The sequence below is a fragment of the Aeromonas simiae genome (assembly GCF_000820125.1).
Taxonomy (GTDB): domain Bacteria; phylum Pseudomonadota; class Gammaproteobacteria; order Enterobacterales; family Aeromonadaceae; genus Aeromonas; species Aeromonas simiae.
Map to the genome: position 1 here is coordinate 22863 of NZ_CDBY01000096.1, position 14129 is coordinate 36991.

General features: G+C 63.2%; 14 protein-coding genes and 1 pseudogene. 7 read left to right on the forward strand and 8 right to left on the reverse strand.

The window, feature by feature from the left end; translation table 11 throughout:
* Window position 1 precedes the first annotated feature (1 nt).
* The 3 genes from BN1134_RS18460 to hemC are packed head-to-tail and all read right to left on the reverse strand — an operon-like array spanning window position 2 to window position 2729.
* A complete protein-coding gene (locus BN1134_RS18460) occupies window positions 2–1072 on the reverse strand; it encodes a uroporphyrinogen-III C-methyltransferase (RefSeq protein ID WP_042048997.1) in 1071 nt (356 codons plus the stop codon).
* Window positions 1069–1803 carry a uroporphyrinogen-III synthase gene (locus tag BN1134_RS18465; protein ID WP_042048998.1) on the reverse strand — a complete coding sequence of 245 codons (735 nt, stop codon included), beginning with the start codon at window positions 1801–1803 and terminating at the stop codon, window positions 1069–1071. The genes BN1134_RS18460 and BN1134_RS18465 overlap by 4 nt, the downstream gene beginning before the upstream one ends.
* Complete coding sequence (hemC, locus tag BN1134_RS18470; protein WP_042049018.1) at window positions 1800–2729, reverse strand: hydroxymethylbilane synthase; 930 nt, start codon at window positions 2727–2729, stop codon at window positions 1800–1802. Before hemC ends, BN1134_RS18465 begins: the two co-directional genes overlap by 4 nt.
* A 323-nt stretch (window positions 2730–3052) precedes the next feature.
* On the opposite strand from hemC, the gene BN1134_RS18475 reads away from it, so the two are divergent.
* Window positions 3053–5539 carry a class I adenylate cyclase gene (locus BN1134_RS18475; protein ID WP_042049001.1) on the forward strand — a complete coding sequence of 829 codons (2487 nt, stop codon included), beginning with the start codon at window positions 3053–3055 and terminating at the stop codon, window positions 5537–5539.
* Between the two features lie 55 nt (window positions 5540–5594).
* On the opposite strand, the gene BN1134_RS18480 is transcribed toward BN1134_RS18475, so the two are convergent.
* Window positions 5595–6248, reverse strand: coding sequence for an alpha/beta hydrolase (locus BN1134_RS18480; protein ID WP_042049002.1), 654 nt, complete (start codon window positions 6246–6248; stop codon window positions 5595–5597).
* Entirely contained in the window at window positions 6245–6559 is a 315-nt protein-coding gene (gene cyaY, locus BN1134_RS18485; RefSeq protein WP_042049003.1) for an iron donor protein CyaY, read from the reverse strand. Before cyaY ends, BN1134_RS18480 begins: the two co-directional genes overlap by 4 nt.
* A gap of 73 nt (window positions 6560–6632) precedes the next feature.
* Between cyaY and lptM the strand changes: the two genes are divergently transcribed.
* The 6 genes from lptM to BN1134_RS18515 are packed head-to-tail and all read left to right on the forward strand — an operon-like array spanning window position 6633 to window position 11244.
* Window positions 6633–6815 carry an LPS translocon maturation chaperone LptM gene (lptM, locus tag BN1134_RS18490; protein ID WP_042049004.1) on the forward strand — a complete coding sequence of 61 codons (183 nt, stop codon included), beginning with the start codon at window positions 6633–6635 and terminating at the stop codon, window positions 6813–6815.
* A 20-nt stretch (window positions 6816–6835) separates the two neighbouring features.
* Window positions 6836–8089 (forward strand): diaminopimelate decarboxylase, encoded by a 1254-nt coding sequence (lysA, locus tag BN1134_RS18495; RefSeq protein WP_042049005.1) that lies wholly within the window; start codon window positions 6836–6838, stop codon window positions 8087–8089.
* A gap of 14 nt (window positions 8090–8103) precedes the next feature.
* Window positions 8104–8934, forward strand: a complete 831-nt coding sequence (gene dapF, locus BN1134_RS18500) for a diaminopimelate epimerase (RefSeq protein ID WP_042049006.1) — start codon at window positions 8104–8106, stop codon at window positions 8932–8934.
* Window positions 8931–9611, forward strand: coding sequence for a DUF484 family protein (locus tag BN1134_RS18505; protein WP_042049008.1), 681 nt, complete (start codon window positions 8931–8933; stop codon window positions 9609–9611). The genes dapF and BN1134_RS18505 overlap by 4 nt, the downstream gene beginning before the upstream one ends.
* Window positions 9604–10527, forward strand: a complete 924-nt coding sequence (gene xerC / locus BN1134_RS18510; RefSeq protein ID WP_084214867.1) for a tyrosine recombinase XerC — start codon at window positions 9604–9606, stop codon at window positions 10525–10527. The genes BN1134_RS18505 and xerC overlap by 8 nt, the downstream gene beginning before the upstream one ends.
* Before the next feature lie 12 nt (window positions 10528–10539).
* Window positions 10540–11244: an HAD-IA family hydrolase gene (locus BN1134_RS18515; protein ID WP_042049011.1), complete on the forward strand. Its 705-nt coding sequence runs from the start codon at window positions 10540–10542 to the stop codon at window positions 11242–11244.
* On the opposite strand, the gene glnG is transcribed toward BN1134_RS18515, so the two are convergent.
* The 3 genes and pseudogenes from glnG to BN1134_RS20110 all read right to left on the reverse strand — a co-directional run.
* Window positions 11245–12660, reverse strand: a complete 1416-nt coding sequence (glnG, locus tag BN1134_RS18520) for a nitrogen regulation protein NR(I) (protein ID WP_042049013.1) — start codon at window positions 12658–12660, stop codon at window positions 11245–11247. It lies immediately after the preceding gene.
* A 9-nt stretch (window positions 12661–12669) separates the two neighbouring features.
* Window positions 12670–13725, reverse strand: a complete 1056-nt coding sequence (gene glnL, locus BN1134_RS18525) for a nitrogen regulation protein NR(II) (protein WP_042049014.1) — start codon at window positions 13723–13725, stop codon at window positions 12670–12672.
* Window positions 13726–13801: 76 nt separating this feature from the next.
* Window positions 13802–14129 (reverse strand): annotated as a pseudogene (locus tag BN1134_RS20110) (DUF4124 domain-containing protein); the annotation flags it as partial.

Sequence of the window (14129 nt, forward strand, 5' to 3'; positions counted from 1 at the left end):
CTCAATGACCGGCCAGAATGCGTTGCAGGCGATCATTGAGCACCTGCTCGAGGATGGCCTGAGTCTGGAAGCGCTCGGGATAGTCGAACTTCACCTGTTCATCCTTCAGCTTGGCCAGTTCGCCCAGCACATAGCGGGTGGCGCTGTCGTCCTGGTTGAAGTACTGCTTCACCCAGCGCTGCGCCTTGTCGAGGCTGTCGGCATAGAGATCCTGCTGTTCGCGGTAGACCGCCAGCTGCGCTTGCAGCAGCTTGGTCTTGAGGTTCTCGCGCAGGTAGATCTCCTGCTGCGGAGAGAGCAGGGCTTCGACGGCACCATCGCGGCGGCGGATGGTGATGAAGTTTTCGGTGAAATTGACCCAGTTCTTCTTCAGGTTGTTTTGCCAGTCATCAAGCTGGCCGCTGACCTGCTGATCGGCCGGCGTGATGGCTTCGGGCATGGCGACGGCGTTCATCGGCAACAGGTCGATCTGATCCGAGAGGGCTGCCAGCTTGAGGGTCAGACCTTCCCGATCCAGGGTCGGCAGGGCCTTGAGCTTGGCGATGTCTTCGGCCAACGCCTTGCGCAGCGGCAGCAGGCTGGGGTCGTTGAGCGCCTTGATCCGTTCGTCGGCGTTGGCCAGCAGGGTGACCGCGGAGACCAGATCGTGCTCCAGCCACAACTTGCGGCCCGCCATGCGTACCAGGTACTCGGATTCGGCCAGTAGCCAGTCGTTCGGGCGTTTTTCATTCAGGTCGAGCACCCGGCCTTGCAGGCTCTGCATCTCTTCTTGCAACTGCTTCTGACCGGTTTGCCAGCCGGTCAGATCCTGGCTTTGTGTCTGCTTGAGCGCCCCTATGCTGTCGATGGCGCCGGCCAACTGGCTCTTGAGGGCGGCGATCTCGGCCTGCTGGGCATTGCCCTGCTGGTGGCCGTGCAGGTAGATCCAGCCGGTCAGCCCCAGGGTGAGGGCGATGGCGATACCACCTAGCACGACGCCACCACGGCCGCTCGCTTTTTTGTGCTGCACCGGTTGGGCATGTCCGGGAGCGGTCTCACCGGCCACGCTGGCCTGCTTCTCTTCTTGTGTCATTCCATCTTCCTCAGTTCCAGAGCCGCCAGCAGGGCATCGTGGTCGGCCCCCCGGGCTGTCGTTATATCGAGAAAACCGGCCCCCGCGGCCTGCTCGGCGACACGCGGGCTGGGTACGATGAGCGGGAGTCGTTGCAGCCACTCCCTGTGCTGCGCCGGCGTGACCGCCAGCAGGGCATCCAGTAGTTCACCGCTGGTCACCAGCAGGCTGTCGAGCCCCTTATGATGCCACTGATGGCAGAGTGTTTCGCCATCTTGCGCCGGGTAGTGTCGTGCATAGACGCAGAGGCAGGTCACCTCGGCCCCGCGTTGGCGCAGGGTGCTACTGATGAGTTCGCGCCCGCCGTTACCGCGCAGGATCAGCACCCGCTTGCCCGCCACCTGTTGCAGGGCGGGCAGGGCCAGCAGACCCTCGCTGCGTGGATCTTCGGGCCAGGCGCCCTGCAAGCCCACGTCGTGCAGGGCCATGGCACTGGCTTCGCCGACGGCAAAGTACTCGATAGCTGGCCAGGTCAGACCAGTATGCAATAGAAAATCATGGGCAAAAAGAACGGCGTGACGGCTGACTACCACCACCAGATCGGCCTGGGATAGTTGTTCCGGCAGCGCTGGCAGCTCGTCGCCCGGGGTCAGTTCCAATAAGGGGCAGACGATGGGGTGGTGCCCGGCGGTACGCAGCCGCTGCGCCAGGGCATCAGCCTGGGGTTGGGGGCGCACCACCAGCGGCGTCATGCGCCGTATACCTCAGCCAGAATGCGATCGGCACCGGCAGCAAGCAAGCGTTGGGCCAGTGTTGCCCCCAGCTGCTCTCCCTCGGCTAACGAGCCGCGGATCTCGTCGCGCAGCACCTGATGTCCATCGGGACTGCCGACCAGACCGCGCAGCCAGATCTGTTCTCCTTCAACCAGGGCATACGCACCGATAGGCACCTGGCAGCCCCCTTGCAGAGCCCGGTTCATGGCCCGCTCGGTCAGGACGCGCGCCCGGGTTTCCGGGTGCTCGAGCGGTGCCAGCAGCGCTTTGATCTCCTCGTCATCGAGGCGGCACTCGATGCCGACAGCCCCTTGGCCATTGGCCGGCAGGCTCTGCTCGGGTTCGATAAAGGCGGTGATGCGATACGCCATCTCCAGTCGCTTGAGGCCGGCGGCAGCCAGGATGATGGCGTCGTACTCACCGGCATCGAGCTTGGCGAGGCGGGTGTTGACGTTGCCGCGCAGGTCGCGGATCACCAGATCCGGGCGGGCAGCCCGCAGCTGGCACTGCCGGCGCAGGCTGGAGGTGCCGACCACGGCGCCGTGGGGCAGGGCATCAAGGGTGGAGAAGTGATTGGACACAAAGGCATCGCGCGGATCTTCGCGCTCACAGATGGTGTGCAGACCGAGCCCTGCGGGGAAGTCGACCGGTACATCCTTCATGGAGTGCACGGCGATATCGGCGCGCCCCTCCAGCATGGCGGCCTCAAGCTCTTTGACGAACAGCCCCTTGCCGCCCACCTTGGCCAGCGGCGTGTCGAGGATCTTGTCCCCCTGAGTACTCATCGGGACCAGCTCTACCCGCAGCTCCGGGTGGAGGGCCTCCAGGCGGGCCTTGACGTAGTTGGCCTGCCACATGGCCAGCGGGCTCTTTCGGGTGGCGATTCTCAGGGTTCTGGCTGCCATATCAATCTGTTGCATCTTTTTTACAAGGAAAACGATCTTACCACCCTTTGAACAGGCTTTCATGAGCGAGCCGGGAAAAGCGCGATCGGGGCCGAAAAGGTGTAAATGCAATTTATTTCTATTTTAGTGAGAGGTAATTCAACATATTGATTATTAATGAATAAAACCATTACCAATGAAACCGGATCTGGTCGGACAAGAAATAATCCCTGGTTTATCTGTGTCCATGTTTACCACCATGAATTGCATTGTTAACATGATCACAGTTTGTCGACACCCCCCCTTCCCCTGGCGGTGTCTCTCATCTGATAAAAGGCAGGCCCTTGCTCGCAAATCTGGAGACACTCGTTCGTCGTTATGATGAGCTGAACCAGCTCAAGACCGAACGGGCGTTGGGTATTATGAGTCGCTACGGTCAGCAGGTCTTTCGTCTGCTGCCTGTACTGCTGCACTTCAACCATCCGCTATTGCCCGGCTATGTGTCGGGCGAGGTGCCTCATGGTATCTGGAGCTTTATTCCGGATGAGGAGCAGCAGGCCTTCATCGATGATATCTGCCTGACTGCCAATTGCAGTGGCGGGCTCTCTACCTCCGATCGCTCCATCCTCGGCCTCTATACCATGGGCAGCACCTCCTCCATCGGCCAGTGCTGCCACTCGGATCTCGACATCTGGATCTGCCATGCGACCGGGTTGAGTGAAGAGCGCCTGGAGCTGCTCGATCACAAGTGCCTGCTGCTTTCTCGTTGGGCCGAGCAACGTGGTGTCGAGCTCAACTTCTTCCTCATTCCCGAGAACAAGTTCCGCCAGTCCAACAGCGCAGAGATGGAAGGGGAGAGCTGCGGCAGCGCCCAACACCTGCTGCTGCTCGACGAGTTCTACCGTAGCGCCATGCGCCTGGCCGGTAAGCGCCTGCTCTGGTATCTGGTGCCGCTGCAATATGAAGAGAACTACGAGCAGTATGTGCAGGGGTTGTTCGCGCGTGGCGAGTTGCAGCGCGATGAATGGCTCGACCTGGGGTCGTTCAACCGCATTCCGGCCGAGGAGTACTTCGGTTCGGCGCTGTGGCAGCTCTACAAGGGGATCGACTCCCCCTACAAGGCCGTGCTCAAGACGGTGCTGATGGAGGCTTACTCCCACGAGTATCCCGAAACCCGGTTGCTGTCGATCGCGAGCAAATGCTGGTTCCAGAACAATGAGGTGATGAGCTATCGCCTCGATACCTATTGTCTGATGCTCGACAAGGTGACCAACTACCTTAAGTCGATCGGCGACATGCAGCGCCTCGATCTGGTGCGCCGCTGCTTCTACCTCAAGGTGTGCGACGGTTTGAGCGATCACGCGCCGGCCTGGCGCCGCGAGCAACTGGGCCAGCTGGTCAGTTACTGGGGTTGGAGCGAGGAGAAGCTGCACCATCTGGATCGCCGCCGCCACTGGAAGGTGGAAGAGGTGAAAGAGGCCTATGCCGAGCTGCTCGATGCCTTGATGCAGAGCTACCGCAACCTGATCCAGTTTGCTCGCCGCAACCGCATCAGCGAGTCGATCAACCCCGAAGACATCGGGATCCTCTCACGCAAGCTCTACGCCGCGTTCGAGAGCCTGCCGGGCAAGGTGCAACGCATCAACCTGAAGATCGCGCCTAACCTGAGCGAGCCGGATCTCAGCTTTATCCAGGTGCCCCATGGCCGCCTCAACCGCGCCGGCTGGTACCTCTACAAGCACTCACTCGAGCCCATCGACATCATCGGGCGTGCTCCGCTTGAGTTCAACAGCTACATCAGCAAGCTGGCCGCCTGGTGCTATTTCAACGGGTTGCTGACCCAGCAGAGCCGGGTACACCTGTTTAACCAGGGCTCGGATCTGCACATCGACAACCTGCACCAGTTCTGTCGCGATCTCTCCACCACCTTCCCGGTCAAGTACCCGGCCGCTAGCAACCTGGCCCTGAGCCGCCCCTGCGAGATCCGCCAGCTGGCCATCTTCCTCAACCTGGAGGTCGATCCGACCAGCCACTGGGTCGGTCAGGTGATCGAATTTGACGCCAACGCTGCCGACGTCTTCTCGTTCGGGCGTAACCAGGAGTGTCTGGTGGGCACCGTCGATCTGGTCTACCGCAACTCCTGGAGCGAGATCCGCACCCTCCATTTTCGTGGTGACGAGGCGGTGGTCGATGCCCTCACCACCATCCTTGGCAAGATGCACCAGGATGCCGACGCCCCTGAGCGCATCGAGGTGTTCTGCTATAGCCAGCACTTCCGCTCCTTGGTGCGGGCCCGTTTCCAACAACTGCTGGCCGAGTGTATCGACCTGCGTCTGGCCCGCGACAAGCCGCGGTTGGTCAAGACGCTGGCCCTCGGGCATGAGAAGTACGGCATCTTCTTCGAGCGCCGCGGCGTGTCGGTGAAAAAGCTGGAGAACGCGGTCGATTTTTATCGCCACATCTCCCACAACAAGCTCGACCACCTGCCGCTGCGTCTCGACAAGACTCACAGCCGGCACCTGCCGGCCATCGTCGATGCTTACGCCAGCGAGGGGCTGGTGCAGTTCTTCTTCGAGACCCAGGGCAGCGGTTACAACATCTACATCCTCGACGAGGCGAACCGGGTCGAGGTCTACCAGCACTTCTCCGGTAACAAGGACGATCTGGTGCAGGGGGTCAACCGCTTCTATACCTCGAACCACGAGCGGATCAGCCACGAAGGCGCCTTCATCAACTTCAACCTGCCCCAGTTCTACGAGATCATCAATCAGGGGGGTGAACCCCAGGTGATCCCCTATCGCAGCCAGGGGCCGAGCCGTGAAGTGGGGTGATCCCTCGTTGGAAACAAAAAGGGCCTGCAGTTGCAGGCCCTTTTGCATGAGGAGATCAGGCGCTTAAGCGTGCCAGCAGCCAGGTGCGCAGATCGCCGAGTTGCGGCATGCAGATCTCGTGGCGCATGGGGTATTCGTGCCACTCGGGGGCGAGCCCGGCCTGCTCTAACCGGCCCTTGGCCTCCCAGCCGAGCGAAAGGGGCACCACATCGTCATAGAGGCCGTGCATGTAGCAGATGGGGGTGGCCCGGGCCGCCTCGGTCAGTTCACCCAGCAGGGTGTCGGGCTGAGCCAGGTAGGTGGAGAGGCAGAGCAATCCGGCCAATGCCACCGGCAGGCGCAGGGCGGTGAAGGAGGCAATGACGCCTCCCTGAGAGAAGCCTGCCAGCACGATACGCTCGGGAGCAAAGCCTTCGCCGATTAACTGGTCGATGAGGGCCTCGATACGGGCGGCGCTCTCCCGGACATGGGGGATGATGGCACGACGCTCTATGTCGTCGAAACTCTCAATGTCATACCAGGCGCGCATCCGGTAACCCATGTTGATGGTCACCGGGCGCTCCGGGGCATCCGGCAGCAGATGGCGCACCGGCAGGCTCTCTGGCAGCGCCAGGGCGTCGATCAGGGGAGCCAGCCCGGCGCCTGAGTCGCCGAGCCCGTGTAGCCAGATGACGGCGTGGCGGGCGCCGCTGGGATGCAGGTCTATCATGGGAAACGAACCGGCTCGCCCGACTGATCGCTGCATGCCTTGCCAAGCAGGGCCTTCAGTTCGTTGCCGAAGCGGTTGTCGATCCAGCTGTCACCCTTAAGATCGAAGTGGTAGCCATTTTCCCGGGTGGCGACCCAGATCTGGTGCAACGGCTCCTGCTTGTTGAGGATCACCTTGCTCTTGTTCTCAAAGACCAGGGTCAGAATGCCGCCTGCTCGTTCACAGTCGATGTCGGGATACTGCTCGTCCACCGTGTCTTCAACATATTGGAAAAAGGCGTCCACCAGGGCGTGATACTCGTGATCCTTCATCGGTTTATCCTGTTGCTTTTAACAATGTGAGTGCGATTATAGAGAGCCGGAATTATTTTCACAGCGAACCTTTATGACAATCCAGCTCGCCAAGGGCCTCGTGGCCGCACTCCTCTGTCTGGGTCTGACCGCCTGCGGGCTCAAGGGACCGCTCTACATGCCTCCCGTCGAACAACCCAAGGCAGAACAGCCGAGCGCTCCACAGGAGCCGCCGGCCACCACTGAGCAGACTGCCCCGGGGACCGAGCAGCACTAATTTAGGAAGGAACCTCCCCCTTGGATCACTTCAACTATGACGCCGACGGTCAGCTGAGAGCCGAGCAGTGCCGGCTTGCCGAGCTGGCCGCCACTCATGGCACCCCGCTTTACGTATACTCACGCGCCACCCTTGAGCGCCACTGGCACGCCTTCGATCAGGCCGCCGGTGATGTTCCCCATCTTATCTGCTACGCCGTGAAGGCCAACTCCAATTTGGGGGTGCTGAACGTGCTGGCGCGTTTGGGCTCCGGTTTTGACATCGTCTCCGCCGGTGAACTGGCGCGGGTACTGGCGGCCGGGGGGGACCCCAAAAAAGTGGTCTTCTCCGGGGTCGCCAAGAGCGAAGAGGAGATGCGTTTCGCGCTCGAAAAGGAGATCTTCTGCTTCAACCTCGAATCCGAGGCCGAGCTGGAGCGCCTGAATCGGGTGGCGGGTGAGATGGGCCGCAAGGCGCCGATCTCGGTGCGGGTTAACCCCGACATCGATGCCGGCACCCACCCCTATATCTCTACCGGTCTCAAGCAGAACAAGTTCGGTATCCCGATCGAGCTGGCGCCGGCCATCTACCGCAAGGCGGCGGCCATGGCCCACATCGAGATCAAGGGGGTGGATTGCCACATCGGCTCGCAGCTGACCGAGCTGGCCCCCTTCATGGAGGCCACCGACAAGCTGCTGCGCCTCATCGATGGGTTGGCGGCCGAAGGGATCCACATTCATCACCTGGACGTGGGTGGCGGCCTCGGGGTCAACTATGGCGCCGAGCAGCCCCCGCATCCGAGCGACTATGCCAGCGCCCTCAAGCAGAAGCTGGCTGGCCGTGAGCTGACCATCCTGTTTGAGCCGGGCCGCGCCATCGCCGCCAACGCCGGCGTGCTGCTGACCCGGGTCGAGTACCTCAAGCCGGGTGAGAGCCGCAACTTCGCGCTCATCGATGCCGGCATGAACGATCTGCTGCGCCCCTCTCTCTATGGCGCCTGGATGAACATCATCGAGGTGGACAGCCGGGCGGAATACCCGCGCGCCCTCTACGACGTGGTGGGCCCGGTGTGCGAAACCGGTGACTTCCTCGGTAAGGAGCGCGAGCTTGCTATTGCGGCCGGCTCCCTGCTGGCGGTGCGCTCTGCCGGTGCTTACGGCTTCGTGATGTCCTCCAACTACAACACCCGGCCGCGTGCTGCCGAGGTGATGGTCGATGGTGAGCAGGCCTACCTGGTGCGCGAGCGCGAGCGCCTGGAGCAACTCTGGCAGGGTGAGAATCTGCTGCCTCAATAAAACGGAAGCCCTTGATGTTGATTGAATTTTCAAAGATGCACGGGCTCGGGAACGACTTCATGGTGGTCGATGGTGTCACCCAGAAGGTGTTCTTCAGCAACGATGTGATTAAGCGCCTGGCGGATCGCCACTTCGGCATCGGCTTTGACCAGCTGCTGCTGGTCGAACCGCCCTACGATCCGGAGCAGGACTTTCACTACCGCATCTTCAATGCCGACGGCTCTGAAGTGGAGCAGTGCGGCAACGGGGCTCGCTGCTTCGCCCGTTTCGTGCGCCTCAAGGGGCTCACCAATAAGGATCGCATCGCGGTCAGCACGGCGCGTGGCAAGATTGTGTTGCAACTGGAGCAGGGCAATCAGGTGACGGTCAACATGGGGGTGCCCCAGTTTGAGCCGGGCCGCATCCCTTTCCGTGCCCAGAAGGCCGAGAAGACCTACTTGCTGCGCGCCGGTGAGCACACCGTCATGTGCGGTGCCGTCTCCATGGGCAACCCCCACTGCGTCATCGAGGTGCCCTCGGTGGCTGAGGCGCCGGTGGAGACCCTCGGCCCCCTGCTGGAGCGCCATGAGCGCTTCCCGGAGCGGGTCAACGTGGGATTCATGGAGGTGGTCAACGCCGGTGAGGTGACGCTGCGGGTGTTCGAACGCGGTGCCGGCGAGACGCTGGCCTGCGGTACCGGCGCCTGCGCCGCGGCCGTGGTCGGCATGAGCCTCGGCAAGCTCAAGGAGCGGGTCAAGGTCTCTTTGCCGGGCGGCGATCTGACCATTGCCTGGAAGGGGCCGGGTACGCCCGTCTTCATGACCGGGCCGGCCGAGCATGTGTTTGACGGACAGATCGAGCTATGAGTGAAGTATCTTTGCAGGAAAGTGCGACTGACGAGGGGCAGGTGCTGGAGTACCTGGCCCGTCATCCTGATTTCTTTCTGCGTCACCCCCCGCTGCTGGATCGCCTCCGCATCCCGCACGATCAGCGGGGGGCTGTCTCTCTGGTCGAGTTGCAGATGGTGCGTCAGCGTGAGCGCATCGAACAGCTTGAGCTGGAGATCACCGAGCTGATGCAGGTGGCCAGCCAGAACGAGCGGCTGTTCCGGGTCTATGCCGGTGTCTATGCCGATCTGTTCGAATGCCATAACCTGTTCGATCTCAGCCGCTTGCTGGCGCGCGCCTTCGTACAACAGCTGCGCCTGACCGCGGTGCGGATCTGGCTCAACCCGAATCAGGTCAAGGTGGCCGAGGGGGAGGGGCTGTTTCTGGCCGATCAGCGCCAGCTTGATACCCTGCTCACCACCCGCCTGCCGGGGCAGGAGAGCTACCAGGGGCGGCTCAGTCTGGGGGAGCGGCAGATGCTGTTCGGCCAGGATGTGCTGGTCAACTCGGTGGCCCTGCTGCGCCTCGGCGATCTCGGCCTGCTGGCCTTTGCCAGCTCGGATCCGGGCCACTTCTCACCTCACAACGATACCCTGCTGCTCGGCCAGCTTGGCCGCCTGCTGCAACTGCGCCTGCCCGAGCTGCTCCGTGGCTGAGCCGGCCCCCGCCCTGCTGGCCGATATCGAGGCCTTCATCGAATTTCTACGGGTCGAGCGGCAGCTGAGTGCCCATACCCGTGACAGCTATCGCCGCCACCTCGAGCAGATGGCGGAGCGGGTCAGCGCCCTCGGCGTCGAGGATTGGTCGCTGCTGGAGGGGAGTCAGGTGCGCAGCCTGCTGACCCGGTTGCACAAGGAGGGGCTGGTGCCCCGCACCCTGGCGGCCAAGTTATCGGCCCTGCGCAGCCTGTGTGACTGGCTGGTGCGCCATGGCCGCTTAACGGCCAATCCGGCGCGTGGGGTGCAGGCGCCCAAGCAGGGGCGCCCGCTGCCCAAGAATCTCGATGTGGATCAGGTCTATCAGCTGCTCGCCATCGACGAGCAGGACCCGCTGGCGGTGCGTGATCGCGCCATGATGGAGCTGTTCTACTCGAGCGGACTGCGCCTTTCCGAACTGGTGGGGCTGGATCTGGTGGATCTCAAGCTCGACGAGCGCCAGATCCGGGTCACCGGTAAGGGCAACAAGCAGCGGCTGCTGCCGGTGGGGCGCATGGCGGTGGAGTGGCTCGGCAAGTGGCTGGCCATGCGTCCGGCTTTCGCCCAGGCGGACGAGCCGGCCCTGTTCCTCTCCAAGCAGAAGCGGCGCATCAGCGCTCGCTCGGTGCAGCTGCGCCTCGACCAGTGGGGCAACCGCCAGGCGCTGGATGCCCATGTGCACCCGCACAAGCTGCGCCACAGCTTCGCCACCCACATGCTGGAGTCCTCCGGCGATCTGCGGGCGGTGCAGGAGCTGCTCGGCCACGCCAACCTGGCCACGACCCAGATCTATACCCACCTCGATTTCCAGCACCTGGCCAAGGTTTATGACCAGGCGCATCCCCGCGCCAAACGCAGCCAGGACGAGGACGAGTAACAAGGAGCCTCCATGCGTTTTTACCGCCGATGGCAGCCGGTGAGCGCCATCACCTTCGATCTCGACGACACTCTCTATGACAACCGCCCCACCATGGTGCGGGCGGAAGCCTGGCTGGTGGCGCACATGCGAGGGGAGTACCTAGAAACAGCCATGCTTGATGCCGCGCGCTGGGCCGACATCAAGCGAGCCCTGCTGCTGGCCGAACCCGAGCTGGCCCACGACGTGAGCCTCTCCCGCCGCCGTCAGTTGCAGGCCGGTCTCGAACTCGGTGGCATGGCGCCAACCCAGGCGCAGGCCGAGGCCGAGCGGGTCTTTACCCTGTTCATGGCGCAGCGTTCGGAGGTGGAGGTGGCGCCGCAGACACACCAACTGCTCGGCCAGCTGGCCGAGCGTTACCCGCTGGTGGCCATCACCAACGGCAACCTGGATCTGGAGTGGGCGGGGTTGGCCGGTTATTTTCGCCATGTGCATCGGGCCGGTGAGGGGCGAAGGATGAAGCCGGAAGCGGATCTGTTTGCTCTGGCGCTGGCGGATCTGAACCTACCGCCCCAGCAGGTGCTGCACGTGGGGGATCACCCGATCACCGATCTGCTCGGTGCCCGCCGCCATGGTTTGCGCTGCGCCTGGCTCAACGAGCGGGGGCTGGCCCGTCCGGCCCAACTGCCCGATGTGGAGCTGAGCCGGCTGGCCGAGCTGGGCCCGCTGCTGCTCTGACTAGAGGTCGAGCTCTTTGAGCTTGCGGGTCAGGGTGTTGCGGCCCCAGCCGAGCAGGCGAGCGGCCTCCTGCTTGTGGCCATGGGTGTGCTCCAGCGCCGTCTCCAGCATGATCTTCTCGAACTGGGGCAGGGCATCGGAGAGGATGTCCACCTCGCCGCGCGCCAGCCGGGTGGCCACCCAGCTCTGCAACATCTCCTGCCAGTTGAGCGGAGCGCCCCCCTCGCGGCTCTCTTGCGGGCTCTCGCCCGGATGAAGCAGTTCGGAGGGGAGATCCGACACCAGCACCTCCTGCCCTGACGCCATCACGGTGAGCCAGCGGCAGACGTTCTCCAGTTGACGCACGTTGCCCGGCCAGGGCAGGCGGCTCATGTACACCTCGCTATCCGGATGCAGGCTCTTGGGCTCGACCCCCAGCTCGCGGGCGGCGCGCAGCAGGAAGTGGCGCGCCAGCTGCGGAATGTCTTCGCGTCGCTCCTTGAGTGCAGGGATGTGGATGCGGATGACATTGAGGCGGTGGAAGAGATCCTCGCGAAAGTCCCCTTCGGCGACCCGCTTCTCCAGGTTCTGGTGAGTGGCGGCGATGATCCGCACGTCTACCTGCACCGGCTGGTGTCCCCCCACCCGATAGAACTGGCCGTCGGCCAGCACCCGCAGCAAGCGGGTCTGCACGTCGAGCGGCATGTCGCCTATCTCGTCGAGAAACAGGGTGCCGCCGTTGGCCTGCTCGAAGCGGCCGTGACGGATGTTGTTGGCGCCGGTGAAGGCCCCCTTCTCATGGCCGAACAGCTCAGATTCGATGAGATCCTTGGGGATGGCCGCCATGTTGAGGGCGATGAAGGGCTTGTGGGAACGCGGGCTGTGGCGGTGCAGCGCATGGGCAACCAGCTCCTTGCCGGTGCCGCTCTGGCCGTTGATGAGCACCGAGATGCTCGAGCGCGACAGGCGACCGATGGCGCGGAACACCTCCTGCATGGCCGGCGCCTCACCGATGATCTCGGGGGTGCTGTCCTGCTCGGGCTGGGTGATGCGGCGCTTGCTGCGCTGCTCCTTGAGGTGGTTTTCGGCGCGCCGCACCAGGGCCACCGCCTCATCGATATCGAACGGCTTGGGCAGGTATTCGAAGGCGCCGCGCTGGTAGGCGTTGACCGCGCTGTCGAGATCCGAGTGGGCGGTCATGATGATGACCGGCAGATCCGGTTGCAGCAGATGGATCTGGTCGAGCAGGCTGAGGCCGTCCAGCCCCGGCATGCGGATGTCGGAGAGGATCACGTCCGGTGCCCTGTGTTGCAGGGCATCGAGCAGGGCCTCGCCGGCCTCGAAGGACTCGCAGATCATGCCTTCGCTGCTGAGGGCTCGCTCCAGTACCCAGCGAATCGAGCTGTCGTCATCGACGATCCATACCTTAGCTGTCATGGTGTGTCCTCATTTGCGAAGCGGAAGATAGATGCAGAATTCGGTGTGGCCCGGCCAGCTGATGCACTCGATACGCCCCTTGTGCTGGTCGATGAGGTTCTGGGCGATGGAGAGGCCGAGCCCTGTCCCTCCCTCCTTGCCGGTCACCATGGGGTAGAAGAGGGTGTCGCGGATCCCCTCCGGGATGCCGGGGCCGTTGTCGATGATCTTGATCTCGGCCGCCAGCCGGTAACGCTGGCCGTGGATGGTCACCTGAAAGGCGGTGCGGGTGCGCAGCCGGATCACCCCCTGCTCGCCGAGGGCCTCGGCGGCGTTGCGCACTATGTTGAGGAAGGCCTGCTGCAACTGGTCGGCCTCCATCTCGAAGTCGGGGATGCTGGGGTCATAGTCGCGCTCGATGCGGATCCCGGCCGGCAGCTCCAGCTCCACCAGGCGGCGCACCTGCTCCAGCACCGAGTGGACGTTGTGCACCTGGTGGCGCCCTGGGCGCTGCGGGCCGAGCAGGCGATCGACCAAGAGCCGCAGCCGGTCGGCCTGCTCGATGATGATGCCGGTATATTCGCGCAAGGCGGGGTCGGGCAGCTCTTTTTGCAGCAACTGGGCCGCCCCGCGCAGTCCGCCGAGCGGGTTCTTGATCTCGTGGGCCAGGCCGCGCACCAGCTCCTTGGCTGCCTGCTGCTGGGCGTGCTGCTGCAACTCCTGGCTGATCTTCTTCTGCTGGTCGATCTTGCGCAGCTCGACCAGCATCAGGCGCTGCTCATGGTCGGCCAGCGGCGTGGCGCTGATCTCGACCAGACGGGGTTCGCCCTCGACCACCAGGGTTACCTCGCTGTCGGTAAACCCCTGTCCGGAGCCAAGCCCCTGGCGCAGCCGTTGCAGATCGAGGGAGATGTGCTCGAGCAGTTGCGGCAGTTCGAGGCCGATGAGACGACGCTGGCTCAACGAGAGCAGTTGTTCGGCCGCCGGGTTGACGTAGTGAATGCACAGCTGTTCGTCGATGAGGATGACGGCAGTGAGCAGATTGTCGAGAACGACCCTGGCATGATCAGAGGAGCGGTCTGGCACGGTCTTCTCCCTAAAACGGTGCATTGCACCAAAGTGGTGCTTGAAGTCTACCCGCTCTGGTGCGTCGGATCACTCCCTATTGCCTGGGCGTCGCCTTGGGCTGGGAACCGATCCGGGCCCGGTGTAGGTAGAACCTGGATTCTATGGTTTTAGCAAGGATCGTACCGTCTGGGCTAACGACGTCGAGATGCAGGCGGTGAGCGCCCCTGTCGACGTTTTGCAGTTGCAGTGCCAGGGCGTTCTCCAGGCTGGCGACCAGGCTGCCATCCAGCCAGACCTTGAGGGTGAAGGGGGGAGTGATAGCCGGGGTGAGGCGGGCGGCAATTCGCACCTGCCCCTGGTTGTCGCGGATCGTGGCCTCTGGCTCGGGTGACACCAACTGCAACTGGTGGGAGGGGGTGGGA

What these genes read in the sequence shown, in the direction of transcription:
- BN1134_RS18460 (WP_042048997.1), bottom strand. Translation starts at nt 1,072, where the DNA reads ATGACACAAGAAGAGAAGCAGGCCAGCGTGGCCGGTGAGACCGCTCCC.
- BN1134_RS18465 (WP_042048998.1), bottom strand. Translation starts at nt 1,803, where the DNA reads ATGACGCCGCTGGTGGTGCGCCCCCAACCCCAGGCTGATGCCCTGGCG.
- hemC (WP_042049018.1), bottom strand. Translation starts at nt 2,729, where the DNA reads ATGGCAGCCAGAACCCTGAGAATCGCCACCCGAAAGAGCCCGCTGGCC.
- BN1134_RS18480 (WP_042049002.1), bottom strand. Translation starts at nt 6,248, where the DNA reads ATGATAGACCTGCATCCCAGCGGCGCCCGCCACGCCGTCATCTGGCTA.
- cyaY (WP_042049003.1), bottom strand. Translation starts at nt 6,559, where the DNA reads ATGAAGGATCACGAGTATCACGCCCTGGTGGACGCCTTTTTCCAATAT.
- lptM (WP_042049004.1), top strand. Translation starts at nt 6,633, where the DNA reads ATGACAATCCAGCTCGCCAAGGGCCTCGTGGCCGCACTCCTCTGTCTG.
- dapF (WP_042049006.1), top strand. Translation starts at nt 8,104, where the DNA reads ATGTTGATTGAATTTTCAAAGATGCACGGGCTCGGGAACGACTTCATG.
- BN1134_RS18505 (WP_042049008.1), top strand. Translation starts at nt 8,931, where the DNA reads ATGAGTGAAGTATCTTTGCAGGAAAGTGCGACTGACGAGGGGCAGGTG.
- BN1134_RS18515 (WP_042049011.1), top strand. Translation starts at nt 10,540, where the DNA reads ATGCGTTTTTACCGCCGATGGCAGCCGGTGAGCGCCATCACCTTCGAT.
- glnG (WP_042049013.1), bottom strand. Translation starts at nt 12,660, where the DNA reads ATGACAGCTAAGGTATGGATCGTCGATGACGACAGCTCGATTCGCTGG.